Raw genomic sequence first — 19,529 nt, 5'->3', positions numbered from 1 at the left:
GCCGATCAACGGCAGCGCGGGGTGGGTTGCCCGAGCGGCCTAAGGGAACGGTCTTGAAAACCGTCGTGGCAGCGATGTCACCGTGGGTTCAAATCCCACACCCACCGCAGGTGAACGGCCCCTGACCGGGTTTTCGGTCAGGGGCCGTTCGCGTGCTCCTCGGTTCCGGCGCCGCCGGGTGCGCGGCCGTCACGCGTGGCCCCCGGCGATGGCGCGCCCTCAGCGCTGCCGGGGTGAAGGAGCCGTCATACGGGCCGCGGAGGCGATCGTCGAGCGGGCCTCGTGCTCGGTGAGGCCGGTGCGGACGGCGGCCCGGACGAGCGGGGTGGTCAGCTGGGGCCCGATGCCGTTCTCGTAGGCACGGCAGGCCGCCCAGAAGAGGCGCGTGTTGCGCTGGCCCTCGTGCGCGGCGAGGACGAACTGGATCAGTCCCTGGCCCTGTTGTCCGGTGGCGGAAGGGGTCGGGTGGTGCCTGCGCTGCGGTGGCAGCAGCAGGTCCAGGAGCTCGCGCGGGCAGGGTGCGGGTGCGAGCCGTGCGGTGCCGGGAGCGGTGCCGTACACGCCGTGTTCGGTGCGTGAGCCGGGGCCGACGAGGTAGCCGCCGGCGCCGCGGATGTCGATGCCGGGGGCCAGCCTGCTCGCGGAGTTGGGGACGACGACGTCCGGCGGGCCGCTCAGCCACAGGTGCCGGCCGCCGCTCGGGGTCAGGATCACGACCGTCTCCGGGATCGTGAACAGATGGCGCAGGGCCAGTTCGCGCAGGGCGGTGGAGGAGTCCGTACCGGATTTGGTGTCGAGGTCGATGCCGATGAGGTGGTGCGGGTCGAGGCCGCAGGCGATGCCGTAGCCGGTGGCCCACGGGGCGGCGGCGAAGAGTTCGCGGATGCGCCGGGGCTCGGTCGACGCGTCGTACACGCCGTGTCCGAAGCGCCCGCACTCGCCGTGGCAGGGGGTGGGTTCGGGGTCGTCGCGGTGAGGGGAACGCAGGGCCGGGAGCTTCGTTCGGGACAGCGGGATCACCGCCAGTCCGCGCTCGGCGGCGGACAGGGCGTGGGCCAGGGCCAGGGTGGTGGCCTGCCGGTCGATGGTGGCCATGGCTCTATGTTCGTACGAGTGTTCGAAAAAAGGAAGGGCCCGCCGAGCGTGGGGGTACCCGAAGTCGCCGATGGGTGAGATTGGCCGAAAATGTGCCGGAACGCTTCACCCGATGCGGCACCTGGGGAGAGGCGGGGCTGGGGAGTCACCCCAGTGCTGAACAGGGGTTTTGTCCGATGGAAGCGGGTTTATCGACTTGTCATCACGCTTGAGGGGGAATCATTGCTTCCGGGGTGGTTCACCGGGGTCCCGTGGGCAACTCTGGAATCGCGACGTCGTGCACTTCACCGAGGCGGTCGGCCAACTGCCTTGGGACAAGCCGTACTTCCCGTACAGCCCGGTTCGTCGCCGGTACGTACACCCCGGTTCTGGAGGAATTCACATGGCAGGCATCCGTACCGCTCGCGTCCTCGCCGCCGTCGCGGCCCTTCCACTGGCCGCCGCCCTCTGCACGGGCGTCGCGTCGGCGGACAACGGTGGCTTCGCGAGCAACGGATCGAACGCGGGAGCGGCCACCGTCAGTGGCGGTGTCGGACACGACAACAACGGCAACTCCTCCACCACCCAGCAGCAGGCGGTCGGGGCCGGAGCCTCGAACCAGAACAACACCGCCCAGGTGAACGGATCCGCCTTCACGGCCATCAATCAGGGCAACTCGAACGTCCTGGTGAACTTCGTCAACCTCTGGTGAGCCACGGGCCGATGCGCTCTCATCGGCCCCGGGACTTTCGTGGGGGGTAGCGCTCTGTGGGGTTCACAGCGGCTGCGCGACGGTGCTTCGGCGCCGTCGCGCAGCCGTGTTTCCGGTGGCTTCCTTCCGACGGGCAGGCGCGTGCCCGGCCGTTCGAGGTCCCACGGCAGGCTCACCGTCGAGGCGCCGGGGGCGGTGTCCGTGACCTTGACAGTGCACGGTATCTGACGGACAGTCAGAAACCCCTGTCCGTACGAGGTCCGGGAGGCCGCCGCGGTGCACCTCGCTCCCACCGAACGCCAGCAGCGGCTGCGTGCCGAACTCCGCGCGTACTTCACGGACCTGATGCCCGACGGACCGCCGCCCGCCGACGACCCGGCACGGCAGCGCGCACTGCTCCGACGCATCGGCGCCGACGGACTGCTCGGTCTCGGCTGGCCGGTCGCGTACGGCGGACAGGGGCGCGGCGCGGACGAACAGTTCGTCTTCTTCGACGAGGCCTACCGGGCGGGCGCGCCCGTCTCGATGGTCACGCTGAACACCGTCGGCCCGACCCTCATGAAGTACGGCAGCGAGGAGCAGAAGGAAACCTTCCTGCCCCGCATCCTGAGCGGCGACCTCGTCTTCGCCATCGGCTACTCGGAGCCGTCGGCCGGCACCGACCTCGCCTCCCTGCGAACGCGCGCCGTACGGGAGCCGGGTGCGTCCTCGGATCCGGACGGCCCCGGGGACGGGTACTGGCGGATCGACGGGCAGAAGATCTTCACCTCCAACGCCCAGAACGCCGACTGGATCTGGCTCGCCTGCCGGACCGACCCGGAGGCGCCCAAGCATCGGGGCATCTCGATCGTCCTCGTCCCCACAGCCGCGCCCGGGTTCTCATGGACGCCGATCGAGACGGTCGGCGGCCAGACGACCACCGCGACCTACTACGACGGCGTCCGCGTCCCGGCCGCGAACCTGGTCGGCGAGGAGAACGGCGGCTGGGGACTCATCACCGACCAGCTGAACCACGAGCGGGTCGCCCTCGCCGCGATCGGCATGCAGGCCGAGGACTTCTACGCGACCGCGCTGGCGGCGGCCAGGACACCCGATCCGGTGACGGGGCGACGGCGGGTTGACGAGCCGTGGGTCCGTTTCCAGCTGGCCGAGGTGCATGCCCGACTGGCGGCATCACGCCTGCTCAACTGGCGTTTGGTGGGGGATGTGGGGGCCGGCCGGCTGGCGCCGGGAGACGCCAGCGGCGTGAAAGTCGTGGGAACCGAATCCGCGGTCGCGGTGTACCGAATGTGTCAGCACATTGTGGGAGAGGACGCACTGGTCCGCTCCGGTTCACCGGGGGCGTTCGGGGCCGGCGAGCTGGAGCGGATGAACAGGGCGGCGCAGATCAACACGTTCGGGGGCGGGGTGAGCGAGGTGCAGCGGGAGATCGTCGCGACGATGCGGCTCGGGATGAAGAGGGGGCGGCGATGAGCGGGCGCGGGAGGGGACCGGGAGACACCTCGGCGGACGGTCGTGGCCGCGGTGGGGGCGGACTGGCGGCGGATGGCGGCGGCACGGGGGGCGACCGTCTGGCCGGAGCCGGAGCCGGAGCCGGAGCTGGAGCTGGGGTTGGGGCTGAGGTTCGGGTTGGGGCGGAGATGGATACGGGTGCGGATACGGGTGCAGGGGGTGCGGCGGGTGACCAGGGCTTCACGGTGAGCGCCGGAGTCGGTGCGCGTGGGGATGGGGGCGACGAACTTCTCGTGAAGCTGCGGGAGTTCGAAGGGCGCGCCGCCACGGTCGGAGGCGTCGGCAGGGACCCGGTCAACGCACCGATGATCCGGCACTGGTGCGAGGCGATGGGAGACGCCCACCCGGGCTACCGGGGTCCGGACGCGGTGGCTCCGCCCACCATGCTCCAGGCGTGGACGATGGGCGGCCTCGCGGGTCACGCCGGTCGGCCCGGCCGCTCGGACACGAACGACGAGCTGTTCGCGCTCCTCGACGGAGCGGGTTGCACCTCGGTGGTCGCCACCGACTGCGAGCAGGAGTACCTGCGTCCGCTGCGGCTCGGGGACGAGATCACCTTCGACTCGATGATCGAGTCCGTCTCCGAACGCAAGACGACCAAGCTGGGCACCGGGTACTTCATCACGACGCGCATGGACGTCCGCGCGGGGGGAGAACTCGCCGGGACACACCGGTTCCGCATCCTCAAGTACGCGCCGGCGCAGCGGAATCCGCGGGGCGATGAAGGTTCCGCCGGGGTGAGCGCCACGAAGGGCGCCGGGCGGACCGTCGACACCATCGACACGGCCGACACGGCCGGCACGGCCGGCACGGCCGGCACGGCCGACTCTGCGGCAGCGGCCAGCGCCGCCGCCCCCGCCCCCGCTGCACCGGTCGGGCCCGCGGAGCCTGTCGGCGCCACCGGCTCCGCCGTACCGGTCGGCTCAGCCGAACCGATCGGCACCGGCGCCGCGCCCCGGCCGGGGAGCAGTCGTCCGCGCCCCGTGGTCAATCGGGACAACGCCGGTTTCTGGGAGGGAGTCGGACACCGGCGGTTGCTGATCCAGCACTGCACGGGGTGCGGGACGCTGAGGTTCCCGTGGCTGCCGGGGTGCAACGCGTGCGGTGACCCGGCGTGGGACACCGTGGAGGCGAGCGGCGAGGGGACCGTCTACTCGTATGTCGTGATGCACCATCCGTCGTTCCCCGCCTTCGACCCGCCCTACGCCGTCGGCCTGATCGAACTCGCCGAGGGCGTGCGCATGGTGAGCAACGTGGTGGGCGTGCCGCACGACCGCGTTCGGGTCGGGATGCCGGTGCGCCTCGAATTCCGGCAGTACGACGAGGAGTTGCTCCTGCCGGTGTTCCGGGCCGGCACGGGACGCGAGGGCGGCGGTACGGTCTGCGGACCAGCCACTTCTGCGGCCACGCCCGGCGGTGTCGGCGTCCCCTCGGGCGGGGTGAGCTGACATGGACTTCACGCCCACCGAGGAACAGGCGGCAGCCCGGGACCTGGCCGCCCGGATCTTCCGCGACCTGTCCACGCCCGAGCGGTTCACCGCGGCCGGGACGGACAGTGACGCGGGACTGTGGAAGGAACTGTGTGCCGCCGGGCTCGTGGCGGCCGTCGAGGACGTCGGGCTCCTCGGCCTGGTGCTGCTGCTGGAGGAGCAGGGCCGCACCACGGCGCAGGTGCCGTTCGCCGCGAGCTGCGTGTACGGGCTGCTCGCGATCGCGGCGCACGGGTCTCCCGAGCAGCGCGAGCGGCTGCTGCCGGGAATCGCGGACGGGACCGTGGTGGTGGCCGGAGCGCTGCGGGGGTCGGGTTCGGTCGTCTGCACCGAGGCCGGCCCGTCCTCGCCCGCTGCTGAAGCGGGACGGCCGCTGCTGACAGGGGTCGTCCCGGCGGTGCCCTGGCTGCGGGACGCGACGCATGTTCTCGTGGCCGACGACCGGCGCCGGCTCTGGCTGGTGCGCACCGCGGAGGCGCCGGCCGGCGAACCCGTCGAGCTGACGGCGCCCTGGTCGGCGGCCCGCCTGATCCTCCAGGGGACGCCGGGCGAGCCGCTCGGCACGACGGGGGCGTACGAGGACGTGCTGGCCACGGCGCGCACCGCCTTCGCGGGACTGCAGGCCGGGGTGTGCGCGGGATCGCTGGCGCGCGCCGTCGCGCACACGAACGAGCGGGAGCAGTTCGGACGCCCGCTCGCCGCCAAGCAGGGAGTCCAACTGCGCGCCGCCGACGCGCACATGGACATCGAGGCGATACGGGTGACGGCGTACGAGGCGGCGTGGCGCCGGGACGAGGGGCTGCCGTACCGGACGCATGCGCTGACCGCCGCTTGGTGGGCGTCCGAAGCCGGGCAGCGCGTGGTGCACGCGGGCCAACATCTGCACGGCGGGGCGGGGGCCGACCTCGACCATCCGGTGCACCGGCACTTCCTGTGGGGCCGGCAGCTGGACGCGTATCTGGGAGGCGGGGGCGAAGTGCTGCAGGAACTGGGCGAGTTGATCGTCGAGGGCGAAGCGATGGTCGAGGGCGGGCCGACGGTGGACGGGGAGGTGGAGACATGAGGGGGGAGCGGACCGTTGCGGGGTCGGCGACCCGGGCCGGCGGTTCCGGGCCGACGCCTGGACTCGGAGAAGCTGGCCACGGAGGCCCCGGGCTTGGAGATCCGGGCCACGGAGGCCCCGGGCTTGGAGATCCAGGCCAGGGAGACCCTGGGCGTGGAGACCTCAGTCATGGCGACCGAGGTGCGGCAGCTGTGTCCGGCGGCACGGAATCGGCCTACAAGGCCGGTGACGCACTGCCGCCGCTGGAGATCGAGATCACCCGTACGTTGATCGTGGCCGGGGCGATCGCGTCGCGGGACTACCAGGACGTGCACCACGACGTGGAGCTGGCTCGGGAGAAGGGCTCTCCGGACATCTTCATGAACATCCTGACGACCAACGGCCTGGTCGGACGGTACGTGACCGATCACTTCGGCCCGGCCTCCGTGCTGCGCGCGGTCGCCATCCGGCTCGGCGCCCCGAACCATCCGGGGGACACCATGGTGATGACGGGCTCGATCGAGAAGGTCGAAGGGGACACGGTCACGGTGCGCGTCCTCGGCACCAACAAGATCGGCCGGCACGTCATGGGCACGGTGACGGTGACCGTTCACGGCCCGAGGACGACGGCACCACTCTCAGCCCCGGTCGCTGCCTCCTCTGCCCGGTTGTCCCCCTCGCCCACCGCCTCCGGGAAGGCGTCGGCTGAGGGTGGTGCCTCGTGAGCGTGCGGAGGCGGGACGACCTCGGAGGGCGGGCGGCGATCGTCGGGATCGGGGCCACCGAGTTCTCGAAGGACTCGGGGCGCAGTGAGCTGCGGCTGGCGGTGGAGGCGGTGCGGTCCGCGCTGGACGACGCGGGGCTGACGCCGGACGACGTGGACGGGATGGTGACGTTCACGATGGACACCAGCCCGGAGATCACCGTCGCCCAGGCGGCCGGGATCGGGGAGCTGTCCTTCTTCTCCCGCGTCCACTACGGCGGCGGTGCGGCCTGTGCGACCGTCCAACAGGCGGCGCTGGCGGTGGCGACCGGGGTGGCCGACGTCGTCGTCTGCTACCGGGCGTTCAACGAGCGGTCGGGCCGCAGATTCGGCTCGGGCGTCCAGCGGCGGGAGCCGTCGGCGGAGGGCGCTGCGCTGGGCTGGGCCCTGCCGTTCGGACTGCTCACCCCGGCCTCTTGGGTGGCGATGGCGGCCCAGCGGTATCTGCACACCTACGGTCTGAGCCCGGAGGCGTTCGCGCACGTCGCGGTGACGGACCGGAAGTACGCGGCGACGAACCCGGCGGCGTACTTCCACGGAAGACCCATCACGCTCGCCGAGCACGCGGCGTCCCGGTGGATCGTGGAGCCGTTGCGGTTGCTGGACTGCTGCCAGGAGACCGACGGCGGTCAGGCGCTGGTCGTCACCTCCGTGGAGCGGGCCCGCGATCTGCCCCGTCCGCCGGTGGTCGTCGCGGCCGCCGCGCAAGGGGCCGGCCGGGCACAGGAGCAGATGACGAGTTTCTACCGGGACGATCTCACCGGGCTGCCGGAGATGGGCGTGGTGGCCCGGCAGCTGTGGCGGACCGCGGGACTCGGGCCGGCGGAGATCGACGTGGGGATCCTGTACGACCACTTCACCCCGTTCGTGCTGACGCAGTTGGAGGAGTTCGGGTTCTGCAAGCCGGGGGAGGCGGCCGATTTCGTCGCGGAGGAGCGGCTGCCGTTGAACACGCACGGAGGACAGCTCGGGGAGGCGTATCTGCACGGGATGAACGGAGTGGCGGAGGGCGTCCGGCAGCTGCGGGGCACGTCCGTGAACCAGATGGCCGGAGCCGAACGGGTCCTGGTCACGGCGGGCACAGGGGTCCCCACGTCGGGCCTGATCCTGGCCTCCGACGGCTGAGGGAGGCGTCCGCCCCGGCCACGCGTCTCCGGGGCTCCAGCAGTCTCCCTGCCACCTCCCTCCGCCTCACCTGCCGCCTCCCCCGACGGCCGTTGTCAGGGGTGAACCCTCACGGGGTGGTGGGCGCTCGTCCACCTTCAGGAGGTGGGGCCACCCCCCTTCCTACAACCTGAGGCGGACATGGCTTCGGGACCTGCGGCCGATCCGCGGGAGGAGGGGGCGAACCTAGCGTGGAGCCATGACCACACTCGTCTGCACCAGCGCCTGGGACGCCGCCACTCCGGCGACGCAGACCCGTTCGTACCCGTCGTTCTCCTCCTACATGAGGGCGCGCCAGCCGGTGTTGCTGCGGACCGCCCGATCGCTCACCGCGAACCCCAGCGACGCCGAGGACCTGCTGCAGACGGCACTGACGAAGACGTACGTCGCCTGGGACCGCATCGAGGACCATCGGGCGCTGGACGGCTATGTGCGGCGGGCGCTGCTGAACACGCGGACGTCGCAGTGGCGCAAGCGCAAGGTCGACGAGTTCGCGTGCGACGAGTTGCCGGAGCAGGAGGCGCTGCCCGCGGCGGACCCGGCCGAGCAGCAGGCGTTGCGCGACGCGATGTGGCGGGCGGTCATGAAGCTGCCGTCGCGCCAGCGGGCGATGGTGGTGCTGCGCTACTACGAGGATCTGAGCGAGGTCCAGACGGCGGAAGTGCTCGGCGTCTCCGTCGGCACGGTCAAGTCGGCGGTGTCGCGCGCGCTGGGCAAGATGCGGGAGGACCCGGAGCTGGCCCCCGCCGCCTAGTCCGCGGGCCCGGTCCGGCGGATTCGGCGAGGACGTGGAGCCCGCTCCCGTGCTCCGTACCGTGCCCGAGCAGGCGTGGCGCTGATCGATCATTCCTGCGCCTAGTGACATACCACGCGGTATGTGAGCAGAATCAGCGGAACCCATTACCACCGCGTAGGCAATGTCGCCCCCGGGAGGACGCCGTGCTGAGCACGATGCAGGACGTACCGCTGACTGTGACCCGCATTCTCGTGCACGGGGCGCGGATCCACGGAGAGTCGCAGATCACGACCTGGACCGGAGAGGGCGAGCCGCACCGGCGCAGCTTCCGCGAGGCCGGCGCCCGCGCCAACCAGCTCGCCCACGCCCTGCGCGACGACCTCGGGGTGACGGGCGACGAGCGGGTCGCGACGCTGATGTGGAACAACGCGGAACACGTCGAGGCGTACTACGCGATCCCCTCCATGGGCGCCGTGCTGCACACGCTGAACCTCCGTCTCCCGGCCGAACAGCTCGTGTTCATCGTGAAGCACGCCGCCGACCGCGTGGTCATCGTCAACGGCTCGCTGCTCCCGCTGCTCGCTCCGCTCCTTCCCCACCTGTCGACGCTGGAGCACGTCGTGGTGTCCGGCCCCGGTGACCGTTCGCTGCTCGACGGGGCGAGCGTGCGGGTGCACGAGTACGAGGAACTGCTCGCCGGGAAGCCGACGGAGTACGCGTGGCCGGAGCTGGACGAGCGGCAGGCCGCGGCCATGTGTTACACCTCCGGCACCACCGGAGACCCCAAGGGCGTCGTGTACTCGCACCGTTCGATCTACCTGCACTCCATGCAGGTCAACATGGCGCAGTCGATGGGGCTCACCGACCAGGACACCACGCTGGTCGTGGTCCCGCAGTTCCACGTCAACGCCTGGGGTCTGCCGCACGCGACCTTCATGTCCGGCGTCAACATGCTGATGCCCGACCGTTTCCTCCAGCCCGCGCCGCTCGCCGAGATGATCGAGAGCGAGCGGCCGACGCACGCCGCGGCCGTCCCGACGATCTGGCAGGGTCTGCTCGCCGAGCTGACCGCCAAGCCGCGGGACGTCTCCTCCCTCACCCAGGTGACGATCGGCGGCTCCGCCTGTCCGCCCTCCCTGATGGCCGCCTTCGACGAGCTGGGCATGAGCGTCTGCCACGCCTGGGGCATGACCGAGACCTCCCCGCTCGGCACCGTCGCCCGCCCGCCGGCCCACGCCGTCGGCACGGACGAGGAGTTCGCGTACCGGCTCACGCAGGGCCGTTTCCCGGCCGGTGTCGAGGCGCGGCTGACCGGCCCCGGCGGCGAACGTCTGCCGTGGGACGGCGAATCGGCCGGCGAGCTGGAGGTGCGCGGCCCCTGGATCGCGGGCGCCTACTACGGCGGCGCCGGCGCGGAACCGCTGCGCCCCGCCGACAAGTTCAGCCCCGACGGCTGGCTCAAGACCGGTGACGTCGGCACGATCAGCCCCGACGGCTTCCTGACCCTCACCGACCGCGCCAAGGACGTCATCAAGTCGGGCGGCGAGTGGATCTCCTCGGTCGACCTGGAGAACGCCCTCATGTCCCACCCGGACGTGGCCGAGGCCGCGGTCGTCGCCGTCCCCGACGAGAAGTGGGGCGAGCGCCCGCTGGCCACCGTCGTCCTCAGGGAGGGCTCCACCGCCGACTTCGCGTCGCTGCGCGCCTTCCTCGCCGACGAGGGCAAGATCGCGAAGTGGCAGCTGCCGGAGCGCTGGACGATCGTCGAGGCGGTGCCGAAGACGAGCGTCGGCAAGTTCGACAAGAAGGTCCTCCGCCGCCAGTACGCCGAGGGCGGCCTGGACGTGACCCGGCTCTGACCGATCGCTCCGGACGCATCGCGACACCTGCGCCGGGCGGGCGCCTCACGGCCCTGCCCGGCGTACCGCTGTCCCGGCCCCGGAGCGGCGAGCCGGCCCCCGAGCAGCCCCGAGCGGCCCCGACCGGCTCGGTGCCACCTCCGCCGCGGGGTGGGATGTGCACGACGGGATGTGCGCGGGGCGCTGGTCGGACGCTAGTTGGTACCGATGCGCGCCAGCAGGTCGACGATCCGGTCCTGGACCTCGTCGCTCGTGGAGCGCTCGGCGAGGAACAGCACGGACTCCCCCGCGGCCAGCCGCGGCAGTTCCGCGGGATCGACGGCGGCGGTGTAGACGACCAGCGGCGTGCGGTTCAACTGCCCGTTCGCCCGCAGCCAGTCGACGATCCCGGCGCGCCGACGACGTACCTGCATCAGATCCATCACCACGAGGTTCGGCCGCATCTGCGCGGCCAGCGTGACGGCGTCCTCGTCCGTCGACGCCCGCGCCACCTGCATCCCGCGCCGCTCCAGCGTCGCGGTGAGGGCGAGCGCGATCTCCGCGTGCTCCTCGATGAGCAGGACGCGCGGCGGATGCTGCTCGGAGTCGCGCGGCGCGAGGGCCTTCAGGAGGACGGCGGGGTCGGCACCGTACGCCGCCTCGCGCGTCGCCTGTCCGAGTCCGGCCGTCACGAGGACGGGCACCTCGGCGGCCACGGCCGCCTGCCGCAGGGACTGGAGGGCCGTTCGCGTGATCGGCCCGGTCAGCGGGTCGACGAACAGGGCGGCGGGGAACGCGGCGATCTGCGCGTCGACCTCCTCGCGCGAATGCACGATGACGGGACGGTAGCCGCGGTCGCTCAGCGCCTGCTGGGTGGTGACGTCCGGCGCCGGCCACACGAGCAGGCGCCGCGGGTTGTCCAGCGGCTCCGGGGGCAACTCGTCGTCCACCGGCCGGGGCTGGGGCTGGTCGGCGACCTCGACGGCACCGCCCGGCCCGTCGAGCGGCTCGGGGCCCTCGGCGGCGTTCTCGTCCGGTGCTCCTATGGCGTACGACCGGCCGGCGCCTTCGGTGGCCCCGGGCCGCCGGGGCCCGGTCCCGGGCTGACCGGCCTGCTGGGGCGACCGGGTGCCGTTCTCCGGGCGTTCGACGACGGGCTCGGGCGGCGTGCCGAGCTTGCGGCGGCGGCCCGAACCGTTCGTCTGGTGCGGGGGCGGCGTCGGCGCCTGGACACCGCCACCCGGCTGGGCCGCGGCGACCTGGCGGGCGAACGGGACGCCCTGGCCGAGGGTGCGCACGCTTATGGCACGGCCCTGCGTCGAGTTGGGGTCCGCGGCGGCGGACGCCGCCGACGCCTCGGCGGGCAGCGGCTGCGCGACCCGCGGGGCGGGCCGCTCCGGCGGGAGCGGCGCGGTGACCGGCTGCGGCGCGGACGGCCCGGCCTGGGCGGCCGGTGCGGCACCGGGAACACCGGGCTGTACGGGGCGTCCGGCGCCGGGCGCCGGGGTGTTCGCGCCCGAGGTGTCGTCGGCACCGGTGGCGGTGCTCGCGTCGGGCCATGCCTGCGGGGGGCGGCCCTGAGCGGGAACGCTGTGAGCGGGAGCCCCCGGCGCGGGAACGCCCGCAGAGGGAACCCCTTGCCCGGGAACGGCCTGGCCGGGAACAGGCTGCCCCGGAACACCGCGTCCGGGGACCGGCTGCCCCGGTACCTGCTGCGCGGGAACACCCTGCGCCGGAACCCCTTGTCCCGGGATGCCCTGCCCAGGAACCGCAGGAGCCGCAGGAGCCCCGGGAACCTCAGGAGCCCCCGGGACGCCGGGCGTTCCCGTCTGCCCCGTCGTCCCAACCGTCGTCCCAGTCGTCGTCCCCGTGGGGGCGACCGGCTGACCGGGCCGGCCCGGCGTCGCGATCTGGCGGGCGCGACGGCGGCCCGGGCCGGACACGGGATGCGGCTGCGGCGGGGTGTGGTCGTCGTCGGCGCCGGCCTGCGGCACCGCGTCGTGGCGGCCGTCGTCGGCCTGACCGCGACCGGCCCCGACCGGACCGGCGGCCTGCTGGGCCCGGGCGACCTGAGCCTGCGCCTCCTGGGCGGCCTGCGCCTGGAGTGCCTGGACCTGCGCCGCCTGCGCCTGGACCGCCTGGGCCTGGGCGGCCTGCGCCTGCGCCTCGGCCTGGACGTACTCCGGTGAACGGTCCGCCTCCGCGGGCGGCAGCGCGAACACCGTACGGGCGCCCGTCTCCTGTGCCGCGGCCCGCTCGGCTGCCGCGGCCAGCGCACGACGGCGCCGTCCGGTCGGCTGCTCCGCGTCCGAGGCGTCGGCGTCCGGACCGGCCGGACCCGTGGATCCTGCCTGCGCACCGGCGGCGGCCGGCAACGCGGCGGGAAGTGCCTGCTGTTCACCGTCGCGGCGGGCACGTCGTCCGGAGGGCACCGGCACCCCCTGCGGAGGCACCGTCCCGCCCAGTCCCGATCCGATGGCCGCCGTTCCCGCGCCGTGCTCGCCCGCCATGACGACCGCGCCCTCGGAGACGGCGTCGTCCGCGCCCGGAACCGCCGCGTCGCCCGCGCCCTCGACCGGACTCGGCCGGCCACGACGGCGCCCGGTACCGCCCGAGCCCTCACCGGCCGCCTCGGCCGCGGTCCCCTGCGCGGGCACCGGAACCTCGCCGACCACGGGCTCGCCCGCCGCGCGCCGACGGCGCCGACCGGTGGGAACCGCCCCGCCGGCCCCGGTGCTGTCCCCGGACTGCGTGTCGGACTCGGCGGCGGCGTCGCCGTCCAGGAAGGCATCGACCGAAGAGCGCCGGGCCCGTCGCCGGCCACCGCTCTGCTGCGCGGCCTGCTCGGGCAGCGCGACCTCGGTGGAGACCGGCGCCCCGATCACGGGCGCGACCGCTCCGGCACCGCCCCCGATCGGCACTTCGAGGACGAAGGCGCTGCCGCTCATCCCCGGCACCTCGTGGGTCTGGAGCACGCCGCCGTGGGCGCGCACGATCCCGCGCACGATCGGCTCGTGCACCGGGTCGCCCCCGGCGTACGGCCCGCGCACCTCGATCCGGACGACCTCGCCGCGCTGCGCCGCCGCCACGACCACGGTGTTGTCCATGTAACCGCCCGCCGAGACGGGCGCGTTGCCGGTGGCGTCGACTCCGGCGACGTCCGCGATGAGGTGGGCGAGGGCGCGCGCGAGCCGCTGCGGGTCGACCTCGGCCTCGATGGGCGGCGCGTGCACCGCGAACTGGACGCGACCCGGCCCGATCAGGTCGACGGCCCCGTCGACACCGGCCGCGACGACGGCGTCGAGCATGACGTTCGTACGGGCGATGGTCTCGTCGCCGGCGTCGAGGCGCTGGTAGCCGAGCACGTTGTCGACGAGCGTGGTGATCCGCGAGTAGCCGGCCGCGAGGTGGTGGAGCACCTGGTTGGCCTCCGGCCACAGCTGCCCGGCGTCGTCGGCCGCGAGCTTGGAGAGTTCGCCGCGCAGCTGGTCGAGCGGTCCGCGCAGCGACTGGTCCAGGACGGCGAGCAACTGCTCGTGCCGGGCGGTCAGTGCCTCGTAGCGGTCCTTCTCCCGCTCACCGAGGGACGCGTACCGCTCGTCCCCCGCGGCGAGTTCCTCCTCGTGCCGCTCGGTCAGCTCGGTGACCTCGGCGGTGTGCCGCTCGCGCAGGGCCTCCAGTTCGGCGGTGTGCTCCTCGCCGATCCGCTCCAGTTCCTCGGTGTGCCGGGCGGCCGCGGCGTCCTTCTCCTCGACGAGGGTGTCGTACGGCCGCCGGTCGGTGAAGGTCATGACGGCGCCGACGAGCTGGTCCCCGTCGCGTACCGGAGAGGTCGTCAGGTCGACCGGCACCTGGTCGCCGGACTTCGACCACAGCACCTGGCCGCGCACCCGGTGCTTGCGCCCGGAGCGCAGGGTGTCGGCGAGCGGCGACTCGGGATAGGGGAAGGGCTCGCCGTCGGCCCGCGAGTGCAGGATCAGGGCGTGCAGGTCCTTGCCGCCGAGGTCGCTGGCGCGGTAGCCGAGGATCTGGGCGGCGGCGGGGTTGACCAGGACGACCCGGCCCTCGGTGTCGGTCCCGACGACACCCTCGGCCGCGGCGCGCAGGATCATCTCGGTCTGGCGCTGCGAACGGGCGAGCTCCGCCTCGGTGTCGACGGTGCCCGAGAGGTCGCGGACGACGAGCATGAGCAGTTCGTCGGGGGTCGGGCCGTAGCTGTCGTAGGCCTGCTGGCCGTCCTCCAGGTTCGCGCTGGTGACCTCGACCGGGAACTCCGAGCCGTCGGTGCGCCGCGCGATCATCCGGGTCGGCTTGGTGCGCCCGCGCTGGTCGATGGTGTCGGGCCGGCGCATGGATCCGGGGATCAGCCGGGAGTCGAACTCGGGCAGCAGGTCCAGGAGCCCGCGGCCCACCAGAGCCGTACCCGGGGTCTCGAAGGCCTCCAGGGCGATGGTGTTGGCGTTGACGACGGTTCCGTTGGCGTTGACCAGCAGCAACGCGTCGGGAAGGGCATCCAGTATGGCTGCGAGGCGAGCAGCGCCTCGGGATGGCCTGCTGCTCACGAGACGCTTCCTCCCTGTTACCGCACCTTGCCGACCGCGGATGCCATCTTGCCAACCTGCCCGCGGCGTGTCACGCGAGGGAGTCTACGGGCAGAGGTCCCGCCGACGGTGCCGGATGAGAGGGAGGTCGCACGCAGAACACACGCAGAAGCGACGAAGAAGCTGTGACCACGTGTTTTCGCCCAACCGCGCGGTGGCTCCCCGCGCGGTCGCCCCGTCCGGTCCGCCGACGGGTCAGGACATCAGGTCGGGCAGGAACGGGACCATGGTGTTCCAGCGGGAGATCTCGCACCCGTTCGTCCGGTCGTAGCGGGCGTCGACGGGCCGTCCCGCCCAGGTGCCCGTGACGTGCGCGGTGGCCGGGCCGCCGTACTGCATGGTGCAGAGGGCGCTCGGCGGTACCGGGGCGAAGAGGTCCTTGCCCCAGGTGGTGTTCCCGTCGAGCAGGTCGCAGGCCTCGGCGGGCCGCGGATGACTCCCGCCCGCGGGATGACAGCCCAGCTCGTACGTGCCGTCCGCGCCGCTGCCCGCGTCCTGGACCGTCACCGTCAGCTTGTCCCCGGAGTCCTCGGGGCGGGCCGGCGGTGGCATGGCGGCGGGCTCCATGCCACCGCGTGCGGCGGTGTAGAGAGAGGACAGGCCGACGGGAGCGGCGGCCGGGGGTGCGGGGGCAGCGGTGGGAAGGAGGGACGCGGCCGGTGGGGGTGCGGGGGTACCGGCCGATGCGCTGGGCACGGCGGTGAGCGCGGCGGTGGCGGACGCGGCGGCGGTGAGGAGCAGTCGGCGCAACATGTGCTGCCTAACGCGACGCGTCCTCCCTGGTTGCGCGCGGTCGCGCGCCGGTGGCGGGCTTTGCCCTCCGGCCTGCCTGCCTAGTACCGTAGGGGGCGATTGGTGACGCGGCGCTCGTCTGTGTCATCATCTGCACGCACCACTCGCGCTCGCGTGAGCGGTTGTGCGGGAGGCGTCGCCTAGTCCGGTCTATGGCGCCGCACTGCTAATGCGGTTTGGGCCTTCAAGCCCATCGAGGGTTCAAATCCCTCCGCCTCCGCGCGAAGATCCGAAGCCCCGGTCCACTGGACCGGGGCTTCGTCGTTCCCAGGCCGCCTCGAACCGCCCAGAACGGCGTTTTCGCAGCTCACAAGGGGTGAGGCAAACGGATTTCACATGGCGGCGGCAGTCATGTAATGTTCTTCCTGTCGCCGCGAGCGGGGGAAAACCCCGGGAAGCGAAGACGGAAGAACAACAAAACAAGCACTCGTAGCTTAACGGATAGAGCATCTGACTACGGATCAGAAGGTTGCAGGTTCGAATCCTGCCGAGTGCACATAGATCGAAGGCCCCGCCGGGTGAACCGGCGGGGCCTTCGGCGTTGGTCATGACATCGACGTCGGCGTGGGCCGGGATCGAAGGCCGGTTCGTGCTGCGTCCGGTGGGCCGGTCGTACGGGCCGACGGCCGCCGCCGTTCGCGGTGAACGCGGCGGCGACGGCCGTGGGTGCGAGACGGGTCCGGGCTCCCCTCCCGTCGGCGGCTCGCACCGATCGTCCTCACCGCCCACCCGGGCGTGCGGGAGCGCGTCCCGGACTCCAAAAAGGCCGGAGAGGACGAGGGCCGGGAGGTGACCCGGCCGTTCACGGTGGTCGGACGGTCACGAGGACCCGGGGCCGGGGGCCTGAAGACAGGGAGGCGTCGCCGTCACCGGTCGGAACCGGATGCGACGGGCCCTGTTGCGTGCAGCGTATACCGGGCCCCCGCAGCGGCAGCAGCGCGTGATTCGGCCGATGTGGGCGGGGGTCCACGGCAGGGGTGTGCTGCTGAGGGGGCGGTGGGGGCCTGTGTCCACCCGTCCGGAGTGCCGCGGGCGGAGGATCCGCGGCAGGCGGTCCCCGGCGCTCGCGCGCGGGTGGCCTGAACCGTCCCGGCGCGCGAACTCCTCACGCCCTAAGCGCCGTTGGCGGTCGTCGTGTGCCGGATCGCCTCCTCCACCGTGGTGAGGACCTCGAAGTGCGGGCCGAGTCCGGCGGCCCTCAGGATCCGCAGGTGCCAGGGCCGGACACACACCAGCGCCAGGCGGCCCTCGCGTTCGATGACCCGGCGCCGGGTCCGGCAGAGCACACCGAGTCCCGAGCAGTCGAGGAATTCCACCGGCCGCAGGTCCACGACCACCCGGGAGCCCCGGTCGGCGCTCGCGGCGTCCGTGTGCACCCGGATGTCGGGGACGACGTTCAGGTCGACGGTGCCGTGCAGCTCCACCACCGTCACTCCCCGGTCGAGACGGCTGCGCGCGTGCGGGCCCGGTGGCGGGAGGGGCCCCAGGGGCGCCGCGCCTCCGAGCGGGGTGGCGTCCGTGTGCCTGTCCTTGATGCCCATGGCGTTCCTGGCGTTCCTCATACGAGATCCCTGGCGGGAGCTGTGGCGTGGTCGGAATGTCACCGGGGGCAGGGGCGACGCCCGACCACCGTAGAAACATCGAGGGAGGAGGAAACGCCCAGACGCCCGATGTGTCACCCGTGTGGGTGAACGGCGCTTGCGCCCGAGTGGTGACGCCCGATGGTCACCTCCCTCCCCTGCCGGTCCGGTCCGGTCGATGTCAGTGCCGGGCTCTACTGTCGGTGGGGTGCGGCAGGTGTGGGCGTGTTCGGGGTTGCGGTGGTCGGCCGACGGGCCGGTGCTCGTGTGGAGCGGTGGGCGGGAGAGCCCGCTGGTCCGCGGGCGGCGCGTGGCGTTCGGGGTCGTGGACGGGGGTGTGCGGACATGCGTCGGGGCCAGGGGGAACGCGTGTGCCGTGCGCGCCGTCGTCTCCGCGCGCGGTACGGGCGCGCGCTGCGAGGACTGCGCCCGCTTGGACCGGGCGCACTCCGTGGCCGCCGACACGATGGCCGACGACCCACGGCCCTACCGCGTGTATCTGGCGTGGTTCGGACCGGGCCTGGTGAAGGTGGGGATCACCCGGGTCGAGCGGGGTTCCGCACGGCTCCTGGAGCAGGGGGCCGTCACCTTCAGCTGGCTGGGGCAGGGGCCGTTGATGGCGGCGCGACGGGCCGAGGAGTTGCTGCGCGCCGCGCTCGGGGTGCCGGACCGGATTCCGTACGCCGCCAAGCGGGCGGTGCGGGCCACGCTGCCGGGGCCCGAGGAGCGGATCGCCGGCATCGGAGAGCTGCACGCACGGGTGGGGCTGCTCGACGACTGGCCCGAGTCCCTCCGCCGCGAGCCCTTCGAACCCGTCGACCACACGGACGTGTTCGGGCTCGACGGCATGCCCCCCGCACAGGGGGTCGTCGGTGAGCTGGTGGCGGGAGGGGCGATCAGCGGTGAACTGTGCGGTGCCGCGGGACCTGATCTGCACCTGGCGACCGGGCGCGGAGTCGTCGTCCTCGACACCCGGCTGCTGACCGGATGGGAGCTGACCGGCGTCACGGAGGGGAGCGGTGTACGGGCCTTCCCCGTAAGGGAGTTGCCCATGGAGTCGGTGGTCCAGGACGGGCTCTTCTGAGGGCCTGGGCCGGTGGCCGGGTTCCGCGCCCGGGGCCTGTCCGGCGTCCCGTCCGTGCCTGCTCCACGGGGGACGTGCTGGACGCCGGGGGACCGGCGGACGGAGAGTGGCGGACATGAGCGATCACTCTGACGTACCCGCCGGGCCACGGTCGGGAGAGCGGGCGCCCGCCCCGGCAGCGGTGCCCGGTGAGGCCGCGGAGGTCCGCGCGTTCTGGCAGGGACTCGGGCTGCCCGGACTCGTGGACGTCCACACGCACTTCATGCCCGAGCGGGTCCTGCGCAAGGTGTGGGACTACTTCGACCGCGTCGGGGAGCTGACCGGCGGCGTCGAGTGGCCCATCACCTACCGCGCCGACGAGGACGAACGGCTCGCACTGATCAGGGAGTTCGGGGTCCGTGCGTTCACCGCCATGCTCTACCCGCACAAGGCGGGCATGGCCGAGTGGCTCAACTCCTGGGCCGTCGACTTCGCGCGCCGCACCCCGGACTGCCTGCACACCTCGACCTTCTTCCCCGAGCCGGGCGTCGACCGGTACGTGCGCGAGGCGGTCGAGGCAGGCGCACGCGTCTTCAAGGCCCATGTGCAGGTGGGGGCGTACGACCCGGGGGACGAACTCCTCGACCCGGTCTGGGGAACGCTCGCCGAGGCGGGCACTCCCGTGGTGATCCACTGCGGATCCGGTCCCTCGCCCGGCAAGCACACGGGACCCGGCCCGGTCGCCGGCGTCCTCGCCCGCCATCCCCGGCTGCGGCTCGTCGTCGCGCACCTCGGCATGCCCGAGTATGAGGACTTCCTCGCCCTCGCCGAGCGGTACGACGAGGTGCGGCTCGACACGACGATGGCGTTCACGGACTTCAGCGAGCGGCTCGCGCCGTTCCCCGCCGGACTGCTGCCCCGCCTCGCCGACCTCGGCGACCGGGTCCTCCTCGGCACCGACTTCCCGAACATCCCCTACCCCTACGTCCACCAACTGCGCGCCCTGGAACGGCTCGGCCTGGGGGACGACTGGCTGCGCGCGGTCTGCCACGGGAACGGGGTGCGGCTGTTCGGGCTGTGAGGCGCCGGGACGCGCCGGCGGCCGCCGGGAACCCACGAAGGTAAGAGCGGCACATGACCTTTCCAGGAGGTTCCTGAGAGG

General features: G+C 72.9%; 14 protein-coding genes and 3 tRNA genes. 13 read left to right on the top strand and 4 right to left on the bottom strand.

Features of this window, described 5'->3' with window-relative positions:
* Positions 1–20 precede the first annotated feature (20 nt).
* Positions 21–107: transfer RNA gene (locus B0675_RS08760), tRNA-Ser, on the top strand.
* Positions 108–219: 112 nt separating this feature from the next.
* Here the strand turns inward: B0675_RS08760 and B0675_RS08755 are convergent.
* Entirely contained in the window at positions 220–1,095 is an 876-nt protein-coding gene (locus tag B0675_RS08755) for a bifunctional DNA primase/polymerase (protein WP_081218251.1), read from the bottom strand.
* A gap of 382 nt (positions 1,096–1,477) precedes the next feature.
* On the opposite strand from B0675_RS08755, the gene B0675_RS08750 reads away from it, so the two are divergent.
* The 8 genes from B0675_RS08750 to B0675_RS08715 all read left to right on the top strand — a co-directional run bounded on the left by B0675_RS08750 (position 1,478) and on the right by B0675_RS08715 (position 10,352).
* Complete coding sequence (locus B0675_RS08750; RefSeq protein WP_081218250.1) at positions 1,478–1,786, top strand: hypothetical protein; 309 nt, start codon at positions 1,478–1,480, stop codon at positions 1,784–1,786.
* 276 nt (positions 1,787–2,062) lie between these two features.
* Positions 2,063–3,259 (top strand): acyl-CoA dehydrogenase family protein, encoded by a 1,197-nt coding sequence (locus B0675_RS08745; protein ID WP_081218249.1) that lies wholly within the window; start codon positions 2,063–2,065, stop codon positions 3,257–3,259.
* 344 nt (positions 3,260–3,603) lie between these two features.
* The gene (locus tag B0675_RS08740) at positions 3,604–4,746 is read left to right on the top strand and encodes a bifunctional MaoC family dehydratase N-terminal/OB-fold nucleic acid binding domain-containing protein (protein ID WP_241539915.1); all 1,143 of its coding nucleotides are present in this window, start codon (positions 3,604–3,606) and stop codon (positions 4,744–4,746) included.
* Between the two features lies 1 nt (position 4,747).
* The gene (locus B0675_RS08735; RefSeq protein WP_081218247.1) at positions 4,748–5,851 is read left to right on the top strand and encodes an acyl-CoA dehydrogenase family protein; all 1,104 of its coding nucleotides are present in this window, start codon (positions 4,748–4,750) and stop codon (positions 5,849–5,851) included.
* Positions 5,852–6,042: 191 nt separating this feature from the next.
* A complete protein-coding gene (locus tag B0675_RS08730; RefSeq protein WP_081218246.1) occupies positions 6,043–6,555 on the top strand; it encodes a MaoC family dehydratase in 513 nt (170 codons plus the stop codon).
* Positions 6,552–7,718, top strand: coding sequence for a lipid-transfer protein (locus B0675_RS08725; protein WP_081218245.1), 1,167 nt, complete (start codon positions 6,552–6,554; stop codon positions 7,716–7,718). Before B0675_RS08730 ends, B0675_RS08725 begins: the two co-directional genes overlap by 4 nt.
* A 238-nt stretch (positions 7,719–7,956) precedes the next feature.
* Positions 7,957–8,511, top strand: a complete 555-nt coding sequence (locus tag B0675_RS08720; protein ID WP_081218244.1) for a SigE family RNA polymerase sigma factor — start codon at positions 7,957–7,959, stop codon at positions 8,509–8,511.
* 197 nt (positions 8,512–8,708) lie between these two features.
* Positions 8,709–10,352, top strand: a complete 1,644-nt coding sequence (locus B0675_RS08715; RefSeq protein WP_081221681.1) for a long-chain fatty acid--CoA ligase — start codon at positions 8,709–8,711, stop codon at positions 10,350–10,352.
* Between the two features lie 194 nt (positions 10,353–10,546).
* Here B0675_RS08715 and B0675_RS08710 read toward each other — a convergent pair whose 3' ends face one another.
* Positions 10,547–14,893: a PAS domain-containing protein gene (locus B0675_RS08710; protein WP_081218243.1), complete on the bottom strand. Its 4,347-nt coding sequence runs from the start codon at positions 14,891–14,893 to the stop codon at positions 10,547–10,549.
* A gap of 234 nt (positions 14,894–15,127) precedes the next feature.
* Positions 15,128–15,685 (bottom strand): SSI family serine proteinase inhibitor, encoded by a 558-nt coding sequence (locus tag B0675_RS08705; protein ID WP_081218242.1) that lies wholly within the window; start codon positions 15,683–15,685, stop codon positions 15,128–15,130.
* Between the two features lie 168 nt (positions 15,686–15,853).
* On the opposite strand from B0675_RS08705, the gene B0675_RS08700 reads away from it, so the two are divergent.
* A tRNA-Ser gene (locus B0675_RS08700) sits at positions 15,854–15,944 on the top strand.
* 203 nt (positions 15,945–16,147) lie between these two features.
* Positions 16,148–16,220, top strand: a tRNA-Arg gene (locus B0675_RS08695).
* 616 nt (positions 16,221–16,836) lie between these two features.
* On the opposite strand, the gene B0675_RS08690 is transcribed toward B0675_RS08695, so the two are convergent.
* A complete protein-coding gene (locus tag B0675_RS08690; protein ID WP_081218241.1) occupies positions 16,837–17,286 on the bottom strand; it encodes an STAS domain-containing protein in 450 nt (149 codons plus the stop codon).
* A 226-nt stretch (positions 17,287–17,512) separates the two neighbouring features.
* Between B0675_RS08690 and B0675_RS08685 the strand changes: the two genes are divergently transcribed.
* Both B0675_RS08685 and B0675_RS08680 read left to right on the top strand, forming a co-directional pair.
* Positions 17,513–18,388 (top strand): DUF2797 domain-containing protein, encoded by an 876-nt coding sequence (locus B0675_RS08685; RefSeq protein ID WP_081218240.1) that lies wholly within the window; start codon positions 17,513–17,515, stop codon positions 18,386–18,388.
* Between the two features lie 115 nt (positions 18,389–18,503).
* Positions 18,504–19,448 (top strand): amidohydrolase family protein, encoded by a 945-nt coding sequence (locus B0675_RS08680; protein WP_081218239.1) that lies wholly within the window; start codon positions 18,504–18,506, stop codon positions 19,446–19,448.
* Positions 19,449–19,529: the final 81 nt, after the last annotated feature.

The sequence above is a fragment of the Streptomyces sp. M41(2017) genome (assembly GCF_002078175.1).
GTDB lineage: Bacteria > Actinomycetota > Actinomycetes > Streptomycetales > Streptomycetaceae > Streptomyces.
The sequence above is the reverse complement of the archived record's forward strand: the minus strand, read 5'-3'. Positions and strand labels throughout refer to the sequence as shown.